At 70.0% G+C, this 14,667-nt stretch carries 13 protein-coding genes and 1 pseudogene; 8 read left to right on the top strand and 6 right to left on the bottom strand.

Annotation, left to right across the window (positions count from 1 at the left end):
• Positions 1-14 precede the first annotated feature (14 nt).
• Both AAG689_RS21230 and AAG689_RS21225 read right to left on the bottom strand, forming a co-directional pair.
• Positions 15-911 (bottom strand): NAD(P)-dependent oxidoreductase, encoded by an 897-nt coding sequence (locus AAG689_RS21230; protein WP_406623646.1) that lies wholly within the window; start codon positions 909-911, stop codon positions 15-17.
• A 25-nt stretch (positions 912-936) separates the two neighbouring features.
• Positions 937-2,373, bottom strand: a complete 1,437-nt coding sequence (locus AAG689_RS21225) for an aldehyde dehydrogenase (protein ID WP_406623645.1) — start codon at positions 2,371-2,373, stop codon at positions 937-939.
• Positions 2,374-2,535: 162 nt separating this feature from the next.
• Here AAG689_RS21225 and AAG689_RS21220 point away from each other — a divergent pair, with 162 nt between their 5' ends.
• Positions 2,536-3,228: a GntR family transcriptional regulator gene (locus AAG689_RS21220; protein ID WP_406623644.1), complete on the top strand. Its 693-nt coding sequence runs from the start codon at positions 2,536-2,538 to the stop codon at positions 3,226-3,228.
• 7 nt (positions 3,229-3,235) lie between these two features.
• On the opposite strand, the gene AAG689_RS21215 is transcribed toward AAG689_RS21220, so the two are convergent.
• The gene (locus AAG689_RS21215; RefSeq protein WP_406623643.1) at positions 3,236-3,769 is read right to left on the bottom strand and encodes a shikimate kinase; all 534 of its coding nucleotides are present in this window, start codon (positions 3,767-3,769) and stop codon (positions 3,236-3,238) included.
• A gap of 86 nt (positions 3,770-3,855) precedes the next feature.
• Here AAG689_RS21215 and AAG689_RS21210 point away from each other — a divergent pair, with 86 nt between their 5' ends.
• A complete protein-coding gene (locus AAG689_RS21210) occupies positions 3,856-4,770 on the top strand; it encodes a YihY/virulence factor BrkB family protein (RefSeq protein WP_406623642.1) in 915 nt (304 codons plus the stop codon).
• 93 nt (positions 4,771-4,863) lie between these two features.
• On the top strand, positions 4,864-5,511 hold the full coding sequence (locus AAG689_RS21205) for a glycine zipper 2TM domain-containing protein (RefSeq protein ID WP_406623641.1): 648 nt from the start codon (positions 4,864-4,866) through the stop codon (positions 5,509-5,511).
• A gap of 63 nt (positions 5,512-5,574) precedes the next feature.
• Here AAG689_RS21205 and AAG689_RS21200 read toward each other — a convergent pair whose 3' ends face one another.
• On the bottom strand, positions 5,575-6,348 hold the full coding sequence (locus AAG689_RS21200; protein WP_406623640.1) for a ferredoxin--NADP reductase: 774 nt from the start codon (positions 6,346-6,348) through the stop codon (positions 5,575-5,577).
• A gap of 202 nt (positions 6,349-6,550) precedes the next feature.
• Here AAG689_RS21200 and AAG689_RS21195 point away from each other — a divergent pair.
• The 5 genes and pseudogenes from AAG689_RS21195 (at position 6,551) to AAG689_RS21175 (ending at position 12,724) form a co-directional block, all read left to right on the top strand.
• Positions 6,551-7,749: pseudogene (locus AAG689_RS21195) on the top strand (ABC transporter substrate-binding protein).
• Positions 7,749-9,644 carry an ABC transporter permease gene (locus AAG689_RS21190; protein ID WP_406623639.1) on the top strand — a complete coding sequence of 632 codons (1,896 nt, stop codon included), beginning with the start codon at positions 7,749-7,751 and terminating at the stop codon, positions 9,642-9,644. Before AAG689_RS21195 ends, AAG689_RS21190 begins: the two are co-directional and overlap by 1 nt.
• Positions 9,641-11,149, top strand: a complete 1,509-nt coding sequence (locus AAG689_RS21185; RefSeq protein ID WP_406623638.1) for an ATP-binding cassette domain-containing protein — start codon at positions 9,641-9,643, stop codon at positions 11,147-11,149. The genes AAG689_RS21190 and AAG689_RS21185 overlap by 4 nt, the downstream gene beginning before the upstream one ends.
• 185 nt (positions 11,150-11,334) lie before the next feature.
• Positions 11,335-12,480, top strand: coding sequence for an alpha/beta fold hydrolase (locus AAG689_RS21180; RefSeq protein WP_406623637.1), 1,146 nt, complete (start codon positions 11,335-11,337; stop codon positions 12,478-12,480).
• 88 nt (positions 12,481-12,568) lie between these two features.
• A complete protein-coding gene (locus AAG689_RS21175; protein WP_406623636.1) occupies positions 12,569-12,724 on the top strand; it encodes a hypothetical protein in 156 nt (51 codons plus the stop codon).
• A gap of 19 nt (positions 12,725-12,743) precedes the next feature.
• Here AAG689_RS21175 and AAG689_RS21170 read toward each other — a convergent pair whose 3' ends face one another.
• Together AAG689_RS21170 and AAG689_RS21165 are read right to left on the bottom strand one after the other, a co-directional pair.
• Positions 12,744-14,456 (bottom strand): methyl-accepting chemotaxis protein, encoded by a 1,713-nt coding sequence (locus AAG689_RS21170; RefSeq protein ID WP_406623635.1) that lies wholly within the window; start codon positions 14,454-14,456, stop codon positions 12,744-12,746.
• A complete protein-coding gene (locus tag AAG689_RS21165; RefSeq protein WP_406623634.1) occupies positions 14,453-14,665 on the bottom strand; it encodes an IPTL-CTERM sorting domain-containing protein in 213 nt (70 codons plus the stop codon). The genes AAG689_RS21170 and AAG689_RS21165 overlap by 4 nt, the downstream gene beginning before the upstream one ends.
• Positions 14,666-14,667 lie beyond the last annotated feature (2 nt).

The raw sequence follows: 14,667 nt of genomic DNA, 5'->3' as shown, positions 1-14,667 counted from the left end.
AAAGGGAAGCGGATTCAGTCTTTCGCCGGCACGGCCGGGCAGCCCCAGGCGGCCCAGAGCTTGGCGACGGCGGCGTAGTCGTCGCGCCCATGGCCAGCGGCCACGGCCATGTCGTACACGCTGTGCGAGCCCTGGATGGCGAACAGCGGCACGCCCAGCGTCTGCGCCAGTTGCAGCGCGAGCACCGAGTCCTTGCGCGCGGCGTCCAGCGGCATGCCGCCGGCGTAGTTGCCGTCCACGATGCGCTCGGCGTAGCGGTGTGTGAGTGGGCGGTGCAGACCCATCTGCGCATCGGACAGCAGCGCGATGAGCTTGTGGCAGTCCACGCCCGCGGCCGTGGCCATGGCGCCGGCCTCAGCCACCACGATCATCACGGCGTGGGCCACGGCGTTGTTGATCACCTTGGCGGCGGCGCCCGCGCCGAGCGCGCCGAAATAGACCTGCTTTGCGGCGATCGCGTCGAGCACGCCCTGGGCGCGCGCGATGGCGGCCGGGTCGCCCCCCAGCGCGAGCGAGGCCGTGCCGGCGACCATCTGCCCCACGCCGGCCATGATGGAGGCGTCCACCACGTCGATGCCGTGGGCGGCGAGCAGCTTCTGTTCGGCGTGCACGTGCTCCGGGTTCACGGTGCTGGTCTCCAGCACCACGGCGCCGCGCGGCAGGTGCGGCGCGATCTGCTGGAGCACCTTCTGCGAGATCTCGGGGTTGGGAAGGCACAGCACGACAGTGCGTGTGTTCGCCAGGTCCGAAGGCGCCTGGATGGGCGCCGCGCCGAACGCGGCCTGCGCGCGCTGCAGCTGCGCGGCGTCGAGGTCGAAGACCTGCGTGGGGAAATGGCGGCCGATCCGCTCTGCGAGCGGATAGCCCATGTTGCCAAGGCCATAGATGGCCACGGGGGATGGCTGGGTCATAACGATAAGGAGAAAAAGAGAGGGGTTACTTGGCGACGGCCAGCGGCTGCTCGTGCAGGCCGAAGTACATGCTCTTGACCTGGGCGTAGAGCTTCAGGCCGTCGATGCCTTTTTCGCGGCCGATGCCGCTGTTCTTGAAACCGCCGAAGGGCGTGCTGGTCACCGACTGCTTGTAGGTGTTGATCCACACGGAGCCCGCTTCCAGCGCGCGGCCGATGCGCCAGGCACGCTTGAAGCTCTCCGTCCAGATGCCGCAGGCCAGGCCGAAGGCCGTGCCGTTGGCCTGGGCGATCAGGTCGGCCTCGTCCTTGAAGGGCAGGGCCACGAGCACGGGGCCGAAGGCTTCCTCCTGGCACGAGGCGGCGCCGTATTGCAGGCCGTCGATCACCGTGGGCAGGTAGTAGGCGCCCTGGTCGAACGCGCCGCCCGTGGGCGCTTCGCCGCCGCACAGCACGTTGCCGCCTTCGGCGCGCGCGCGCTCCACGAAGCGCGCCACGCGCTCGCGGTGGTGGAACGAGGCGAGCGGCCCCATCTCCACGCCCTCGGCGTCGGGCGCCGCGACCTTGAGGCCGCGCGCGCGGGCCACCACGGCGGCCAGCACCTCGTCGTAGATGCTCTCTTCGATGAACAGGCGCGAGCCCGCCACGCACGACTGGCCCGCCGAGCCGAAGATGCCCGCCACCACGGCCGCCACGGCATGTTCGCGGTCCGCGTCGGCGAACACCACGTGGGGCGACTTGCCGCCGAGTTCGAGCGCCGCGGGCACGAGCCGGTCGCCCGCCACGCGCGCGATGGCGCGGCCCGAGACGGTGCCGCCGGTGAACGAGACCATGCGCACGCCGGGGTGCGCCACGAGGGCCGCGCCCACGTCGGCGCCGCGGCCCTGCACCACCTGCAGCAGATCTTTGGGCAGGCCTGCGGCCAATGCGATGCGCGCGAGCTCGGGCGCCAGCAGCGGCGAATCCTCCGAGGGCTTGAGGATCACGGCGTTGCCGGCGGCGAGCGCGGGCGCGACCTTGGTCGCGTCGTTCATGACGGGCGAGTTCCACGGCGTGATCGCGGCCACCACGCCGAAGGGCTCGAGCACGGTGAACGACACGTACTCGCCGCGCGAGGGCGTCACGTCCGTCTCCAGCGTCTCGCACACGCCGGCGTAGTAGCGGAAGGTGCCGATGGCCGACTCCACCATGCCGCGGCATTCGCCCAGCGGCTTGCCGTTGTCCTGCATCTGCAGGCGCGCGAGCGATTCCTTCTCGGCCGCGAGGCCGTCGGCGATGGCCTGGAGCACCAGCGCGCGCTTGTGCGGCAGCAGCGATTTCCAGCCACTGTGGTGGAAGGCGTGCCAGGCGCGCTCGACCGTGGCGTCGAGCTCCAAGGCGGAGGTGACCGCCACGCGGGCGATCTCCTGGCCGGTGGCGGGGTTGATACTGACGAGTTCGTTGGCGGCGTTGACCGGTGCCATGGAGGGGTTCCTGTGTTGAAGCTGGGCGGCAGTCTAGGAAGCCTCCCGCCGGTGTTCAACAGGCACGTTGTCGCCGATTCCGGCGATGAAACTATTGATAAAAAGAGGGGCGCGAAAGCGCTACGCTCCGGGGCGTAGCCAGAGCAACGCGCGCACATTCAGATGAGCAACAACCGGCAATCCGCCATGGACGCGGGGGTGTTTCCCCGGGCCGAACTGTCCCCCCAGGTCGCGGCGGTCATCGAGGCCATCGAGACCGACATCATCCGCGGCATCATCCTGCCGCGCACGCGGCTCATCGAGGACCACCTGATGGAGGACTACGGCGCCAAGCGCCATGTGGTGCGGGCGGCGCTCACCGAGCTGCAGCGCCTGGGCGTGGTGGTCAAGCCGCCGCACCTGGGCGCGCGCATCCGCCGCTTCGACGCGCAAAGCCTCGAAGACCTCTACCACCTGCGCACGGTGCTGCACCGCGCGGCCGTCGAGGCCATGCCGCTGCCCCCTCAGGCCGAGCCCCTGGAGTCCGTGCGCGCCGCCGCGCAGGCGCATGCGCAGGCCGCCCAGTCGGGCGACCTGATCGCCATCCACCGCACGAACATGGCGTTCCACCGGCTGTTCTACGGCCTGTGCGGCAACCCGTACATCGCCGAATCCATCCGCCTGCACGACTGGCTGAGCTTTCCAGCGCGCGCCTATGCGATCGCCGACCGCGAGGCGCTGCAGCGCGCCTGCGCCGAGCATGCGCATATGGTCCAGGCGCTGGCGGATGCCGACCGGCCGCGCCTGGTGGAGCTGGCGCTCGGCCACATGCGTCCGGCGCGGCGGATCTACGAGGAGAAATACCTCTCGCGCTGAAAGAGGGCTATGCGCCCGCGCCCAGCGCCATCTCCAGCTGCATCACGATCATGTTCACCAGCGTGTTCACCGTCGGCCGCCCGGTTTCGATGACGTAGTGCGCCGCTTGGCGGTACAGCGGGTCGCGGGTGCGGTAGAGGTCGCGCAGGCGGGCCATGGGGTCATCCACCTGCAGCAGAGGGCGGCTGCGGTCGTGCTTGACGCGCTTGAAGATTTCCTCGGGCGAGGCGCGCAGGTAGAGCACGTGGGGAAAGCCCTGGCGCAGGACGTCGCGGTTGGCCTCGCGCAGCACGGCGCCGCCGCCGGTGGAAAGCACCATGGGGCCGGGCTCGGCCGCCAGCGCGGCCAGCAGGGCGGCCTCGCGGTCGCGGAAGGCGTCTTCTCCGTGCTGCTCGAAGAACTGGCGGATGCTCGTGCCCAGCTGCTGCTCCAGCCGCTGGTCCAGGTCCACGAAGGGCAGGCCCAGGCGGCGGGCGAGCTGGCGGCCCACCGTGGATTTGCCGGAGCCCGGCATGCCGACCAGGGCGCAGCGCGTTTGCATTCTTCGAAATCCTGTGGGATGGGGGAGCGCCGAGTGTAGCGGCGCGCGCCGACACGGTGCCCGTGCGGCAGTGGTCACAATCGGGCATGCCTTCTTTCTTGACTTCCCTGCAGGAGCGCGCGCAGCGGCTGCTGCGCCCGGTGATGCCGCTGGTCACGCCCTTCGTGCGCGCGGTGCAGATGTGGCTCGACGCGGAGGGCCTGCGCATGAGCGCGGCCATGTCGTTCTACGGCATGCTGAGCCTGGCGCCGCTGCTGCTGCTGCTGGTGGGCGTGCTGGGCTGGTGGATCGACAAGTCGTACCTGGAGAGCAACCTGATCGGCCAGGTGCAGAGCGTGATGGGCGAGCGTGGTGCCGAGGTGGTGCGGCTGGCGCTGGCGAGTGCGCAGGCGCCCGGCGAGGGGCGGCTGGCTTCCATCGCCGGCTTCGTCCTGCTGATGTCGGGTGCCACGGGGGTGTTCGTGGAGCTGCAGTCGGCCCTGGAGCGCCTGTGGACGGGCGGCAAGCCCGTGCACGAGGACAAGGCCTGGTGGCGCATGGCCACGCTGCGGCTACGCGGGCTGGCCTACGTGCTGGTGATCGGCTTCCTGCTGCTGACGTCGCTGGTGCTGTCCACCGTCATCAACATGGTGGCGAAATGGGCCGGCGAGATGCTGCCGTTCGGCTCGGGCCTGCTGCTGGGCGCGGTGAACGAGACGGTGTCGTTCGGGGTGACGGTGCTGCTGTTCGTGGGGCTCATGCGCATCGGCGGCGGGCCCCGGCCGCCCACGCGCTGCCTGGTGTTCGGCGCGGTGGTGGGCGCGGTGCTGTTCACCGTGGGCAAGCAGGCGCTGGCGCTGTACCTGTCCACGGCGGCGGTGGTGTCGGCCTACGGGGCGGCGGGCTCGCTGGTGGTGCTGCTGATGTGGATCTACTTCTCGTCGGCGGTGCTGCTGTTCGCGGCGAGCTGCGCGCGGGCGCTGCACGAATCGCGCACGGCCAAGGCTGCACCACAGTCCTGAACGTCTCATTACGTTCTTTACGGGCGGCGCGGCATTGTGTCGGCCATCGCGGGATAGGCTGCATGCTTGCTATTGCACGACCAGAACCGACCCATGCATACCACCGCTTCCTCTCCCGCCGCGGGTTCCTCTGCCTCTCTCAAATACCTCTGGATTGCCGTGGGCGCGCTCGGCGCCTGCGTGCTTGCCCTGGGGGGCACGCTGCTGGCGCAGAAGCTTCCGGGCGATGCGCCGCGGACTGCGCCCGCAGCACCCCAGGTGATCGAGGAAAAAGCGCCCCCAGCGCTTTCCAGGCAAGCGCAGCCAGCTCCTGATTCAAGAGCAAACCGCGTGCTGCCGGTGGCGCAGGCCCCGGCGCCGGTCTGCGCGAGCTGCGGGCGCGTCGAGTCGGTGCAGCCGGTCGCGCAGGCCGCACCCGCCACGGGCGTGGGCGCGGTGGCCGGCGGGGTGCTGGGCGGCGTGCTCGGCAACCAGATCGGCAAGGGCTCGGGCCGCACGGCCGCGACGGTGCTGGGCGCGGTGGGCGGCGGCTACGTGGGCCACCAGGTGGAGCAGCGTACGCGCACGACGACCGTCTACCAGATGCGGGTGCGCATGGACGACGGCTCGCTGCGCACCTTCACCCGCGCACAGCCCGTGGCCGAGGGCACGCCGGTGCGCGTGGAGGGTAAGGGTTTCCGCGTGGACGACCGCGCGGCGGCCGGCGCGCAGCCGGTGTACGCCTCCGACCGGAATTATTGACGCTTTCTGGCTTCAGGCCAATACCAGTAAGCGTGGGCAGCTATCTATTCGATAGCTGCTTTTTTACTTCTCTACAAAAGCCCGCTCGACGACGAAGTCGCCCGGCGTGCTCGTGTTGCCTTCCTCGAAGTCGCGCTTTTCCAGCATCACCTTGAGGTCGGCCAGCATCGCGGGGCTGCCGCAGAGCATCACGCGGTCGGTGAGCGGGTCCAGCGACGGCAGGCCGATGTTGGCGGGGAAGGTGCCGCTGGCGATCAGGTCGGTGATGCGGCCCTGGTTGCGGAAGGGCTCGCGCGTCACCGTGGGGTAGTAGATGAGCTTGTCCCGCACGATCTCGCCGAGCAGCTCGTGGTTGGGCAGGTCCTTCTCGAACAGCTCCTGGTAGGCCAGCTCGTTCACCTGCCGCACGCCGTGCACGACGATCACCTTCTCGAAGCGCTCGTAGGTGTCGGGGTCGCGCACGATCGACAGCCAGGGCGCCAGGCCCGTCCCGGTGCCGATCAGGTACAGGTTCTTGCCGGGCAGCAGGTAGTCGATGAGCAGCGTGCCCGTGGGCTTCTTGCCGACGATGATGGTGTCACCCACCTGGATGTTCTGCAGGCGCGAGGTCAGCGGGCCGTCGGGCACCTTGATCGAGAGGAACTCCAGGTGCTCTTCCCAGTTCGGGCTGGCGATGGAATAGGCGCGCAGCAGCGGCTTGCCGTCCACCTTCAGGCCGATCATGGTGAAGTGGCCGTTGGAGAAACGCAGCGCGGGGTCGCGCGTGGTGGTGAAGGAGAACAGGCGGTCGGTCCAGTGGTGTACGGAGAGAACCCGTTCTTCGAGGAATGCGCTCATGGATGGACTGGAAGAAAGAGTGAAAAGGAGAGGGCTTGTGCCGATTCGGCTAGTTTCACCGTTTTGTTATTCGTGTTGGGCATAAGCCGAAAAGTGCGGCCTGCCCGCCCGGCATGCGGGCAAACCCGCGCATTGTGGGGCAAACTCGCCGCGGGGGTACATTTCTGTGCCTTGCAATTGACCCGTGGCAAAGGATCCGACCATGCACAAGCACCTCGCCGTCTGTCTCGCAACGCTGGCCTGCGGCCTGGGCGCGGCCCATGCGCAGGGGGGGCGTACAAGATCGGCGAAATCAACAGCTACAAGGCCCAGCCGGCCTTCCTGGAGCCCTACAAGAAGGGCATGGAGCTGGCCGTGGAACAGGTCAACGCCGCCGGCGGCGTGGGCGGCAAGAAGCTGCAGCTCGTCACCCGCGACGACAACGGCAACCCCGCTGACGCGGTGCGCGCGGCCGAGGAGCTGATCGCGCGCGAGAAAATCGACGTGCTCATGGGCAGCTTCCTCTCGCACGTGGGCCTGGCGCTGACCGACTTCGCGCAGCAGAAGAAGCGCTTCTTCCTCGCCGCCGAACCGCTGACCGACAAGATCGTCTGGGAGCACGGCAACCGCTACACCTTCCGCCTGCGCCCCTCCACCTACATGCAGGTCGCCATGCTGGTGCCCGAGGCCGCGGCGATGAAGAAGCAGCGCTGGGCCATCGTCTATCCCAACTACGAATACGGCCAATCGGCCGTCGCCACCTTCAAGCAGCTGCTCAAGGCCGCGCAGCCCAATGTGGAGTTCGTCGCCGAGCAGGCCACGCCGCTGGGCAAGGTGGATGCGGGCAGCGTGGTGCAGGCGCTGGCGGATGCCAAGCCCGATGCGATCTTCAACGTGCTGTTCGCGGCCGACCTCGCCAAGTTCGTGCGCGAGGGCAACACGCGCGGGCTGTTTGCGGGCAAGGGCGTGGTGAGCCTGCTCTCGGGCGAGCCCGAGTACCTGGACACGCTCAAGACCGAGACGCCCGAGGGCTGGGTGGTCACCGGCTACCCCTGGTACGCCATCCAGACGCCCGAGCACAAGGCCTTCCTCGACGCCTACCAGAAGCGCTTCAACGACTACCCGCGCGCGGGCTCGGTGGTGGGCTACAACGCCATCCTGTCGATCGCGGCGGGGCTGAAGAAGGCCGGCTCCGCCGATACCGAGAAGCTCATCGCCGCGTTCCGGGGCCTGGAGGTGAAGACGCCGTTCGGCCCCATCACCTACCGCGCGCAGGACCATCAATCCACGATGGGCGCCTACGTCGGCAAGACCGCGCAGGTCAAGGGCAAGGGCGTGATGGTGGGCTTCACGTACCAGGACGGCGGCAAGTTCCAGCCCAGCGATGAGGAAGTGAAAAAGCTCCGTCCCGCAGCTCCTTGATGGACTTCTCCGGCCTTCTCGCCCAGCTCCTGAACGGGCTGGCGGGCGCGTCCACGCTGTTCCTCGTGGCGGCGGGGCTGTCGCTGATCTTCGGCGTCACGCGCATCGTCAACTTCGCGCACGGTTCGTTCTACATGCTGGGGCTCTACGTGGCCTATTCGTGCGTGGAGCGGCTGGGCGGCGCGATCGGCTTCTGGCCCGCGCTGCTGCTCGCGCCCCTGGCCGTGGGGCTGCTGGGTGCGGCGGTGGAAGTGCTGCTGCTGCGCCGCCTGTACCGCGCGCCGGAGCTTTTGCAACTGCTGGCCACGTTCGCGCTGGCGCTCGTCATCAAGGACGCGGCGCTGTGGACGTGGGGGCCCGAGGAACTCTTCGGCCCGCGCGCGCCGGGGCTCGAAGGCGCGGTCGACCTGCTGGGCCGGCGCTTTCCCGCCTACGACCTGTTCCTGATCGCCGTCGGCCCTGTCGTGCTGCTGCTGCTCTGGCTGCTGCTCACGCGCACGCGCTGGGGCACGCTGGTGCGCGCGGCCACGCAGGACCGCGAGATGCTGGGCTCCCTCGGCGTGAACCAGGCGTGGCTGTTCACCGGCGTGTTCGCGCTGGGCGCGCTGCTGGCGGGCCTGGGCGGCGCGCTGCAACTGCCGCGCGAGCCCGCGAGCCTGGAGCTGGACATGCTCACCATCGGCGCGGCCTTTGTCGTGGTGGTGGTGGGCGGCATGGGCTCGCTGCCCGGCGCGTTCGTCGCCGCGCTGGTCATCGCGGAGCTGAAGGCCGTGTGCATCTGGCTCGGCCTCGTGCAGATCGGCGGCGTGGACATCTCGTTCTCCAAGCTCACGCTGGTCGTCGAATTCCTCGTGATGGCGTTTGTCCTCATCTGGCGCCCCTGGGGCCTGATGGGCCGCGCGCAGGCCGCCGCGCGCACGCCGGGCGAGCCCGAACGGCCCCTGCACCCGGCGGGCCGCGCCGCCACCTGGGCATGGTGCGCGCTGCTGGCCGCGCTGGCGCTGCTGCCGTTCGTAGCCGGGCAGGAGAGCTATGCCGCCGTGCTGCTCACCGATGTCTGCATCGCCGCGCTATTCGCCGCCAGCCTGCACTTCATCCTGGGGCCGGGCGGCATGCACTCCTTCGGCCACGCGGCGTACTTCGGCCTGGGGGCCTATGGCGCGGCGCTGCTGGTGCGCTGGGCGGATGCGCCGTTCGGCGTCGCGCTCCTGCTCGCGCCGCTGCTGGCGGCGGCGGGCGCGCTGCTCTACGGCTGGTTCTGCGTGCGCCTTTCGGGCGTGTACCTCACCATGCTCACGCTCGCCTTCGCGCAGATCACCTGGGCCGTCGCGTTCCAGTGGGACGGCCTCACGGGCGGCAGCAACGGCCTCACCGGCGTCTGGCCGCCCGAGGCCCTCGCACAGGGCGCGGGCTTCTACTGGCTGGCGCTGGCCGTGTGCGCCGCCGGCCTCTACGTGCTGCGGCGCATGCTGTTCGCGCCCTTCGGCTGGTCGCTGCGCGCCGCGCGCGACTCCGGCGCACGCGCGCAGGCCATCGGCGTCGACGTGCGCGGCACGCAGTGGGCGGCCTTCGTGGTGGCGGGCCTGTTCGCCGGGCTGGCGGGCGCGCTGGCCGCGTATTCCAAGGGCAGCATCGCGCCCGATGCGCTCTGGGTCACCAAGTCGGTCGATGCGCTGGTCATGGTGCTGCTGGGCGGCATGCAGACGCTCGCGGGCCCCATCGTGGGCGCGGGCGCGTTCACGTGGCTGCACGACAGCGTGGCGCGCGGCACGGAATACTGGCGCGCGCTGCTGGGCGGCGTGATGCTGCTGCTGGTGCTGCTGTTTCCACAGGGGATTTCGGGTTTCGCGCAATACTGGCAAGCGCGGACAGCTCTCAAAAAAGGAGCACCATGACCTTGCTGCGCGTGGAGGGCCTCTCCAAATCCTTCGGCGGCGTGCAGGCCGTGCAGGGCATCTCGTTCGAACTGGCCGAGGGCGAACTGCTCGCCCTCATCGGCCCCAACGGCGCGGGCAAGACCACCACCTTCAACATGGCTGGCGGCCAGCTCGCCCCGGATGGCGGGCGCGTGGTGCTGGATGGCCGCGACATCACAGGCCTGCCGCCGCGCGCCATCTGGCGCCTAGGCGTGGGCCGCACCTTCCAGATCGCGCAGACGCTGATGAGCTTCACCGTGCTGGAGAACGTGCAGATGGCGCTGCTCTCGCACGACGGCCACGCCTGGCGCTGGTGGCGCCGCGCCAGCGCGCACCGTCCGCAGGATGCGCTGGCGCTGCTCGCGCAGGTAGGCATGCAGGAGCAGGCCGGGCGCCCGTGCAGCGAACTGGCCTACGGCGACGTGAAGCGCGTGGAGCTGGCGATCGCCCTCGCGCACGCGCCGCGCCTGCTGCTCATGGACGAGCCCACGGCGGGCATGGCGCCCGCCGAGCGCGTGGCCCTCATGCAGCTCGTGCGCCGCATCGCGCGCGAGCGGCGCATGGGCGTGCTGTTCACCGAGCACAGCATGGACGTGGTCTTCGGCCAGGCCGACCGCGTGGCCGTGCTGGTGCGCGGCCAGCTGCTGGCCGAAGGCACGCCCGAGGCCATCCGCCAGGACGCGCGCGTGCAGGCCGCGTACCTGGGCAGCTCTCAAAATGAGAGCTGCCCGCGCTTGCCGGATAAGGCTGAAGCGCCAAAAACACCCTTACTCAGCGTGGAAGGGCTGCATGCCTGGTACGGCGCGGCGCACATCCTGCACGGCGTCTCGCTCACCGTGGGGCGCGGCGAGGTCGTGGCCCTCATGGGCCGCAACGGCGCGGGCAAGTCCACCACGCTGAAAAGCATCGCCGGGCTGCTGGCGCGCACCGAAGGCCGCGTGGACTTCATGGGCCAGCCCCTGCGCGGCAAGGCCCCGCACCAGATCGCGCGCGCGGGGCTGGGCTACGTGCCGGAAGACCGGCGCATCTTCACCGACCTCACCGTGCTGGAAAACCTCGAAGCCGGCCGCCAGCCGCCGCGCGCGTGGCCCGATGGCGAACCAGCACCGCACTGGACGCCGGAGCGCCTGTTCACGCTCTTCCCCAACCTCGGCGAAATGCCCGGGCGCCTGGGCGGGCGCATGAGCGGCGGCGAGCAGCAGATGCTCACGGTGGCGCGCACGCTCATGGGCCAGCCCTACATGGTGCTGCTCGACGAGCCCAGCGAAGGCGTGGCCCCCGTCATCGTGGAGCAGATGGCCCACGCCATCCGCGCGCTGAAGGAACAGGGCGTGGGCATCCTGCTCAGCGAGCAGAACCTGGCCCTGGCCGAAGCCGTGGCCGACCGCGTCTGCGTGCTGGAAAAGGGCCGCATCGTGCATGCCGCGCCCATGGCCGATTTCGCGGGCGACGCCCAGGTGCGGCAGGCGTACCTGGGGGTTTAAGAGCGTATTCATGATCTTTTCATGGTGCCCGTTGCCTCGCAAAGGCAGCAGCTGTTAGGCGCAAACCGCAGCCGGGCTGGTGGCCCGGCGAGGATTTGCAACGCGGCAGATGCTGCCTTGCGGGCACCATGAAAAGATCATGAACACGCTCTCAGGCGCAGGCTGCGGGGTGTATCTTCCTTCGGATGGCACCTCCGCTTTCCCAGGAAATCCGCTTCTGCGGCACCCGCGACGGCCTGCGGCTGGCCTACGCCGTGACAGGCCGGGCCGCGTCAGGCCGGGCCGCGTCAGGCCGTGCCGCGCCAGGCCGGGGCCCGGTGCTGGTCCGCGCGGCCCATTTCCTGACCCACGTCGAGTTCGATCTGCAGAGCCCGGTATGGCGGCCCTGGCTGGAAACACTGGGCCGCGACCGCACGCTGGTGCGCTACGACGGGCGTGGGTGCGGGCTGTCGGACCACCCCGCGACGCCGCTGTGCCTGGACAGCTGGGTGGCCGATCTGGAAGCGGTGGTCGATGCCGCCGGGCTGGAGCGCTTTGCGCTGCTTGGCTGCTCGCAGGGCGGCGCGGTGTCGGTGGCCTATGCGGCGCGGCATCCCGAGCGGGTCAGTGCCCTGGTGCTGCTGGGCAGCTACGCGCGCGGCCTCATGCGCAGGCACCCGACGCCCGAGCAGGTGCGCGAGGCGCAATTGCTCCTGGAGATGATCGAGATCGGCTGGGGCCGCGAGAACCCGGCCTTCCGCCAGGCCTTCACGTCGCTGTACCTGCCCGGCGGGCGGCCCGACGAGGTGCAGTGGTTCAACGAGATGGAACGGCTGTCCACCACGCCGGCGCATGCGGCCCGCACGGTGGCGGCCTTCGGCCAGATCGACGTGAGCGACGAGGCGGCGCGGGTGCGTTGCCCGACCCTGGTGCTGCACGCGCGGGGCGATGCGCGTGTGCCCTTCGACGAGGGGCGGCGCATGGCGGGGCTGATTCCGGGGGCGCGCTTCGTTCCGCTGGACAGCGCCAACCACATGCTGCTGAGCCATGAAGCCGCCTTCGCCCATTGCTTCAGCGAGATGCACGCCTTCCTGTCCGCGCACGACCCGGTGCCTGCCGGTGCTTGCGCCGCCTTTCAGGCGCTCACGCCGCGCGAGCGTGAACTGCTGGAGTTGCTCGCACGCGGGCTGGACAACCTGCAGATTGCTGCACACCTCGCGGTGAGCGAGAAGACCGTGCGCAACAAGGTCTCCGCAGTCTTCGAAAAGCTCGGCGTGGGCAGCCGGGGCCGGGCCATCGTCCTGGCGCGCGAGGCCGGCTTCGGGCGGGGCAGCGGTCCCGGTCCCGGATAGGCGTTTCGCCATCGGGCGGGACATCCGCCTCCTGCGCATGGGCCGGGCAAAGGCTGCAATGGCGCCATGCCACCGACAGGAGCACGCCATGCCTGCACTCTTCGCTTCCAACGCTATGTCCCGCCGGCGCTGGCTGGCCACCGGCCGGCGCCTGCAGCATTGGCTGCGCTCCGCTCTGGCGCGCGAGTGGCGCCATCTGTGCCGTCAGGCGGAGCGCAAGGACCGCTTCGTTCCGTACTGCTAACCCGCAGGGCCGCGGCGCGTCAGAAGCTCTCCCAATCCTCGTCCGTCCCGCGCGCTGTGGCAGGCGCCTTGGCCGGGGCCAGCGCCTTGAGAGCCGAAGGCCGCGCGACCGGGGCCGATGCGGCTGCAAAGCGCGCGGCGCCAGGTGCCGGGGCCGGCCGGGGTGCGGGCGCTGCGGCGCGCGCGCTCTGGCCGCCCTCGATGCGGAACACGCTCACCGCCGAGGCCAGGTCGCCTGCCTGGGCCTTGAGCGCGCCGGTGGCGGCCGTGGCTTCCTCCACCAGCGCGGCGTTCTGCTGGGTCACCTGGTCCATCATCGTGATCGCCTGGTGCACTTGGTCGATGCCCGCGCTCTGCTCCTGGCTGGCGGCAGTGATTTCGGCCACCAGGTCGCTCACGCGCTGCACACTCTGCACGATGGCGTCCATGGTGCGGCCGGCCTCGGCCACCTGCTGCGAGCCCTCGTCCACCTTGGTGACCGAGTCGCCGATCAGGCTCTTGATGTCCTTGGCGGCGGCCGCGCTGCGCTGCGCCAGGGCGCGCACCTCGCTGGCCACCACGGCGAAGCCGCGTCCCTGCTCGCCCGCGCGTGCCGCCTCCACCGCCGCATTGAGCGCCAGGATGTTGGTCTGGAAGGCGATGCCGTCGATCACGCCGATGATGTCGGCGATCTTGCGGCTGGAGTCGTTGATCTCGCCCATGGTCTGCACCACGCCCGCCACCACCTGCCCGCCCTGCGCCGCCGTCTGCGCCGCGGACGACGCGAGCTGGTTGGCCTGGCGCGCGTTCTCCGCGTTCTGGCGCACGGTGCTGGTCAGCTCCTCCATCGACGCGGCGGTCTGCTGCAGCGAGCTGGCCTGCTCCTCGGTGCGCGAGGACAGGTCCTGGTTGCCCGCATCGATCTGGCTGGACGCGGTGGCGATGCTGTCCGTCCCCTGGCGCACGCGCGCCACCACTTGCGAGAGGCTGGCGTTCATGTCGTCCAGCGCCTGCAGCAGCTGGCCCGTCTCGTCGCTGGCGCGCGGCGCGGGGCGGCTGGTCAGGTCGCTGGAGGCCACGGCGCGCGCCACCTGCACGGCCTGTGCCAGCGGCCGGGTGATGCCGCGCGTGAGCCACCAGGCGCACGCCGCGCCCAGCGCCACGCCGAGCGCGCCCAGCGCGATCAGCCATGCCCGGCTCTGCGCGTAGGTGGCGCCGATCTGCTGCGCCGTGGCGTCGATGCTGGCGCGCTGCATGTCCAGCAGGCGCTGGATCAGCGCCGAATACTGCTCGGTGGCCGGCAGGTAGGCCTGCGTGAGCAGGCGCTCGGCCTCCTCGGAGCGGCCATCCGTCTTGGCCTTGACGGCCTGGTCGCGCGACGACAGGTAGCCGGTGCGCGCCTTCTGGATCTCGGCCCACAGCGCCTTCTCTTCGTCGCGCTGCAGCAGCCCTTCGATGCGCTTTTGCAGCTCGGCCGATTCGCGCGTGCTGGTGGCCGTCTCGGCGGCGAAGAATTCGCCCAGCGACGGGTCGGTGCTCTTGACGATGGCGGTGGTGCGGCGCGCGGCGCTGTACACGTAGCGGTACCAGTCGCTGATCATGCGCTCCACGGCCAGGGGCTGGTGCGTCATGTCGCTCGTGGCCTGCGCGACGGCGCTCAGCCGCCAGACGCCGAACGCGGTCATCAGCGCCATCAGCAGCAGGACCAGGGCGAAGCCGCCTCCCAGGCGGGTGCCGATATTGAGGTTCTTCATGGTTGCAGGGGGAAAGGAAAAGGGCGCGATGGTACGCGCAGCGTCGCAACCAGCGTGCGCGCAGTGGCATCGGAATGCTTTTGTTTTGATAGCTGCCAGTGCCTGTTGGACATGCGCTGGAAGCCAAAAATGCCCAAGGCCATCGCCAGCAGCAGCACACCCCATTCGCCCAGCGTGGGGATGGCCGCCGCGCCCGCTGGCAGCGCCATCA

It is taken from the genome of Acidovorax sp. SDU_ACID1, assembly GCF_045291395.1.
In the GTDB taxonomy this organism is placed as follows: Bacteria; Pseudomonadota; Gammaproteobacteria; order Burkholderiales; family Burkholderiaceae_C; genus MR-S7.
The sequence above is the reverse complement of the archived record's forward strand: the minus strand, read 5'-3'. Positions and strand labels throughout refer to the sequence as shown.

What these genes read in the sequence shown, in the direction of transcription:
- AAG689_RS21165 (WP_406623634.1), bottom strand. Translation starts at nt 14,665, where the DNA reads ATGGCGCTGCCAGCGGGCGCGGCGGCCATCCCCACGCTGGGCGAATGG.
- AAG689_RS21175 (WP_406623636.1), top strand. Translation starts at nt 12,569, where the DNA reads ATGCCTGCACTCTTCGCTTCCAACGCTATGTCCCGCCGGCGCTGGCTG.
- AAG689_RS21205 (WP_406623641.1), top strand. Translation starts at nt 4,864, where the DNA reads ATGCATACCACCGCTTCCTCTCCCGCCGCGGGTTCCTCTGCCTCTCTC.
- AAG689_RS21200 (WP_406623640.1), bottom strand. Translation starts at nt 6,348, where the DNA reads ATGAGCGCATTCCTCGAAGAACGGGTTCTCTCCGTACACCACTGGACC.
- AAG689_RS21190 (WP_406623639.1), top strand. Translation starts at nt 7,749, where the DNA reads ATGGACTTCTCCGGCCTTCTCGCCCAGCTCCTGAACGGGCTGGCGGGC.
- AAG689_RS21230 (WP_406623646.1), bottom strand. Translation starts at nt 911, where the DNA reads ATGACCCAGCCATCCCCCGTGGCCATCTATGGCCTTGGCAACATGGGC.
- AAG689_RS21210 (WP_406623642.1), top strand. Translation starts at nt 3,856, where the DNA reads ATGCCTTCTTTCTTGACTTCCCTGCAGGAGCGCGCGCAGCGGCTGCTG.
- AAG689_RS21185 (WP_406623638.1), top strand. Translation starts at nt 9,641, where the DNA reads ATGACCTTGCTGCGCGTGGAGGGCCTCTCCAAATCCTTCGGCGGCGTG.
- AAG689_RS21180 (WP_406623637.1), top strand. Translation starts at nt 11,335, where the DNA reads ATGGCACCTCCGCTTTCCCAGGAAATCCGCTTCTGCGGCACCCGCGAC.
- AAG689_RS21170 (WP_406623635.1), bottom strand. Translation starts at nt 14,456, where the DNA reads ATGAAGAACCTCAATATCGGCACCCGCCTGGGAGGCGGCTTCGCCCTG.
- AAG689_RS21215 (WP_406623643.1), bottom strand. Translation starts at nt 3,769, where the DNA reads ATGCAAACGCGCTGCGCCCTGGTCGGCATGCCGGGCTCCGGCAAATCC.
- AAG689_RS21225 (WP_406623645.1), bottom strand. Translation starts at nt 2,373, where the DNA reads ATGGCACCGGTCAACGCCGCCAACGAACTCGTCAGTATCAACCCCGCC.
- AAG689_RS21220 (WP_406623644.1), top strand. Translation starts at nt 2,536, where the DNA reads ATGAGCAACAACCGGCAATCCGCCATGGACGCGGGGGTGTTTCCCCGG.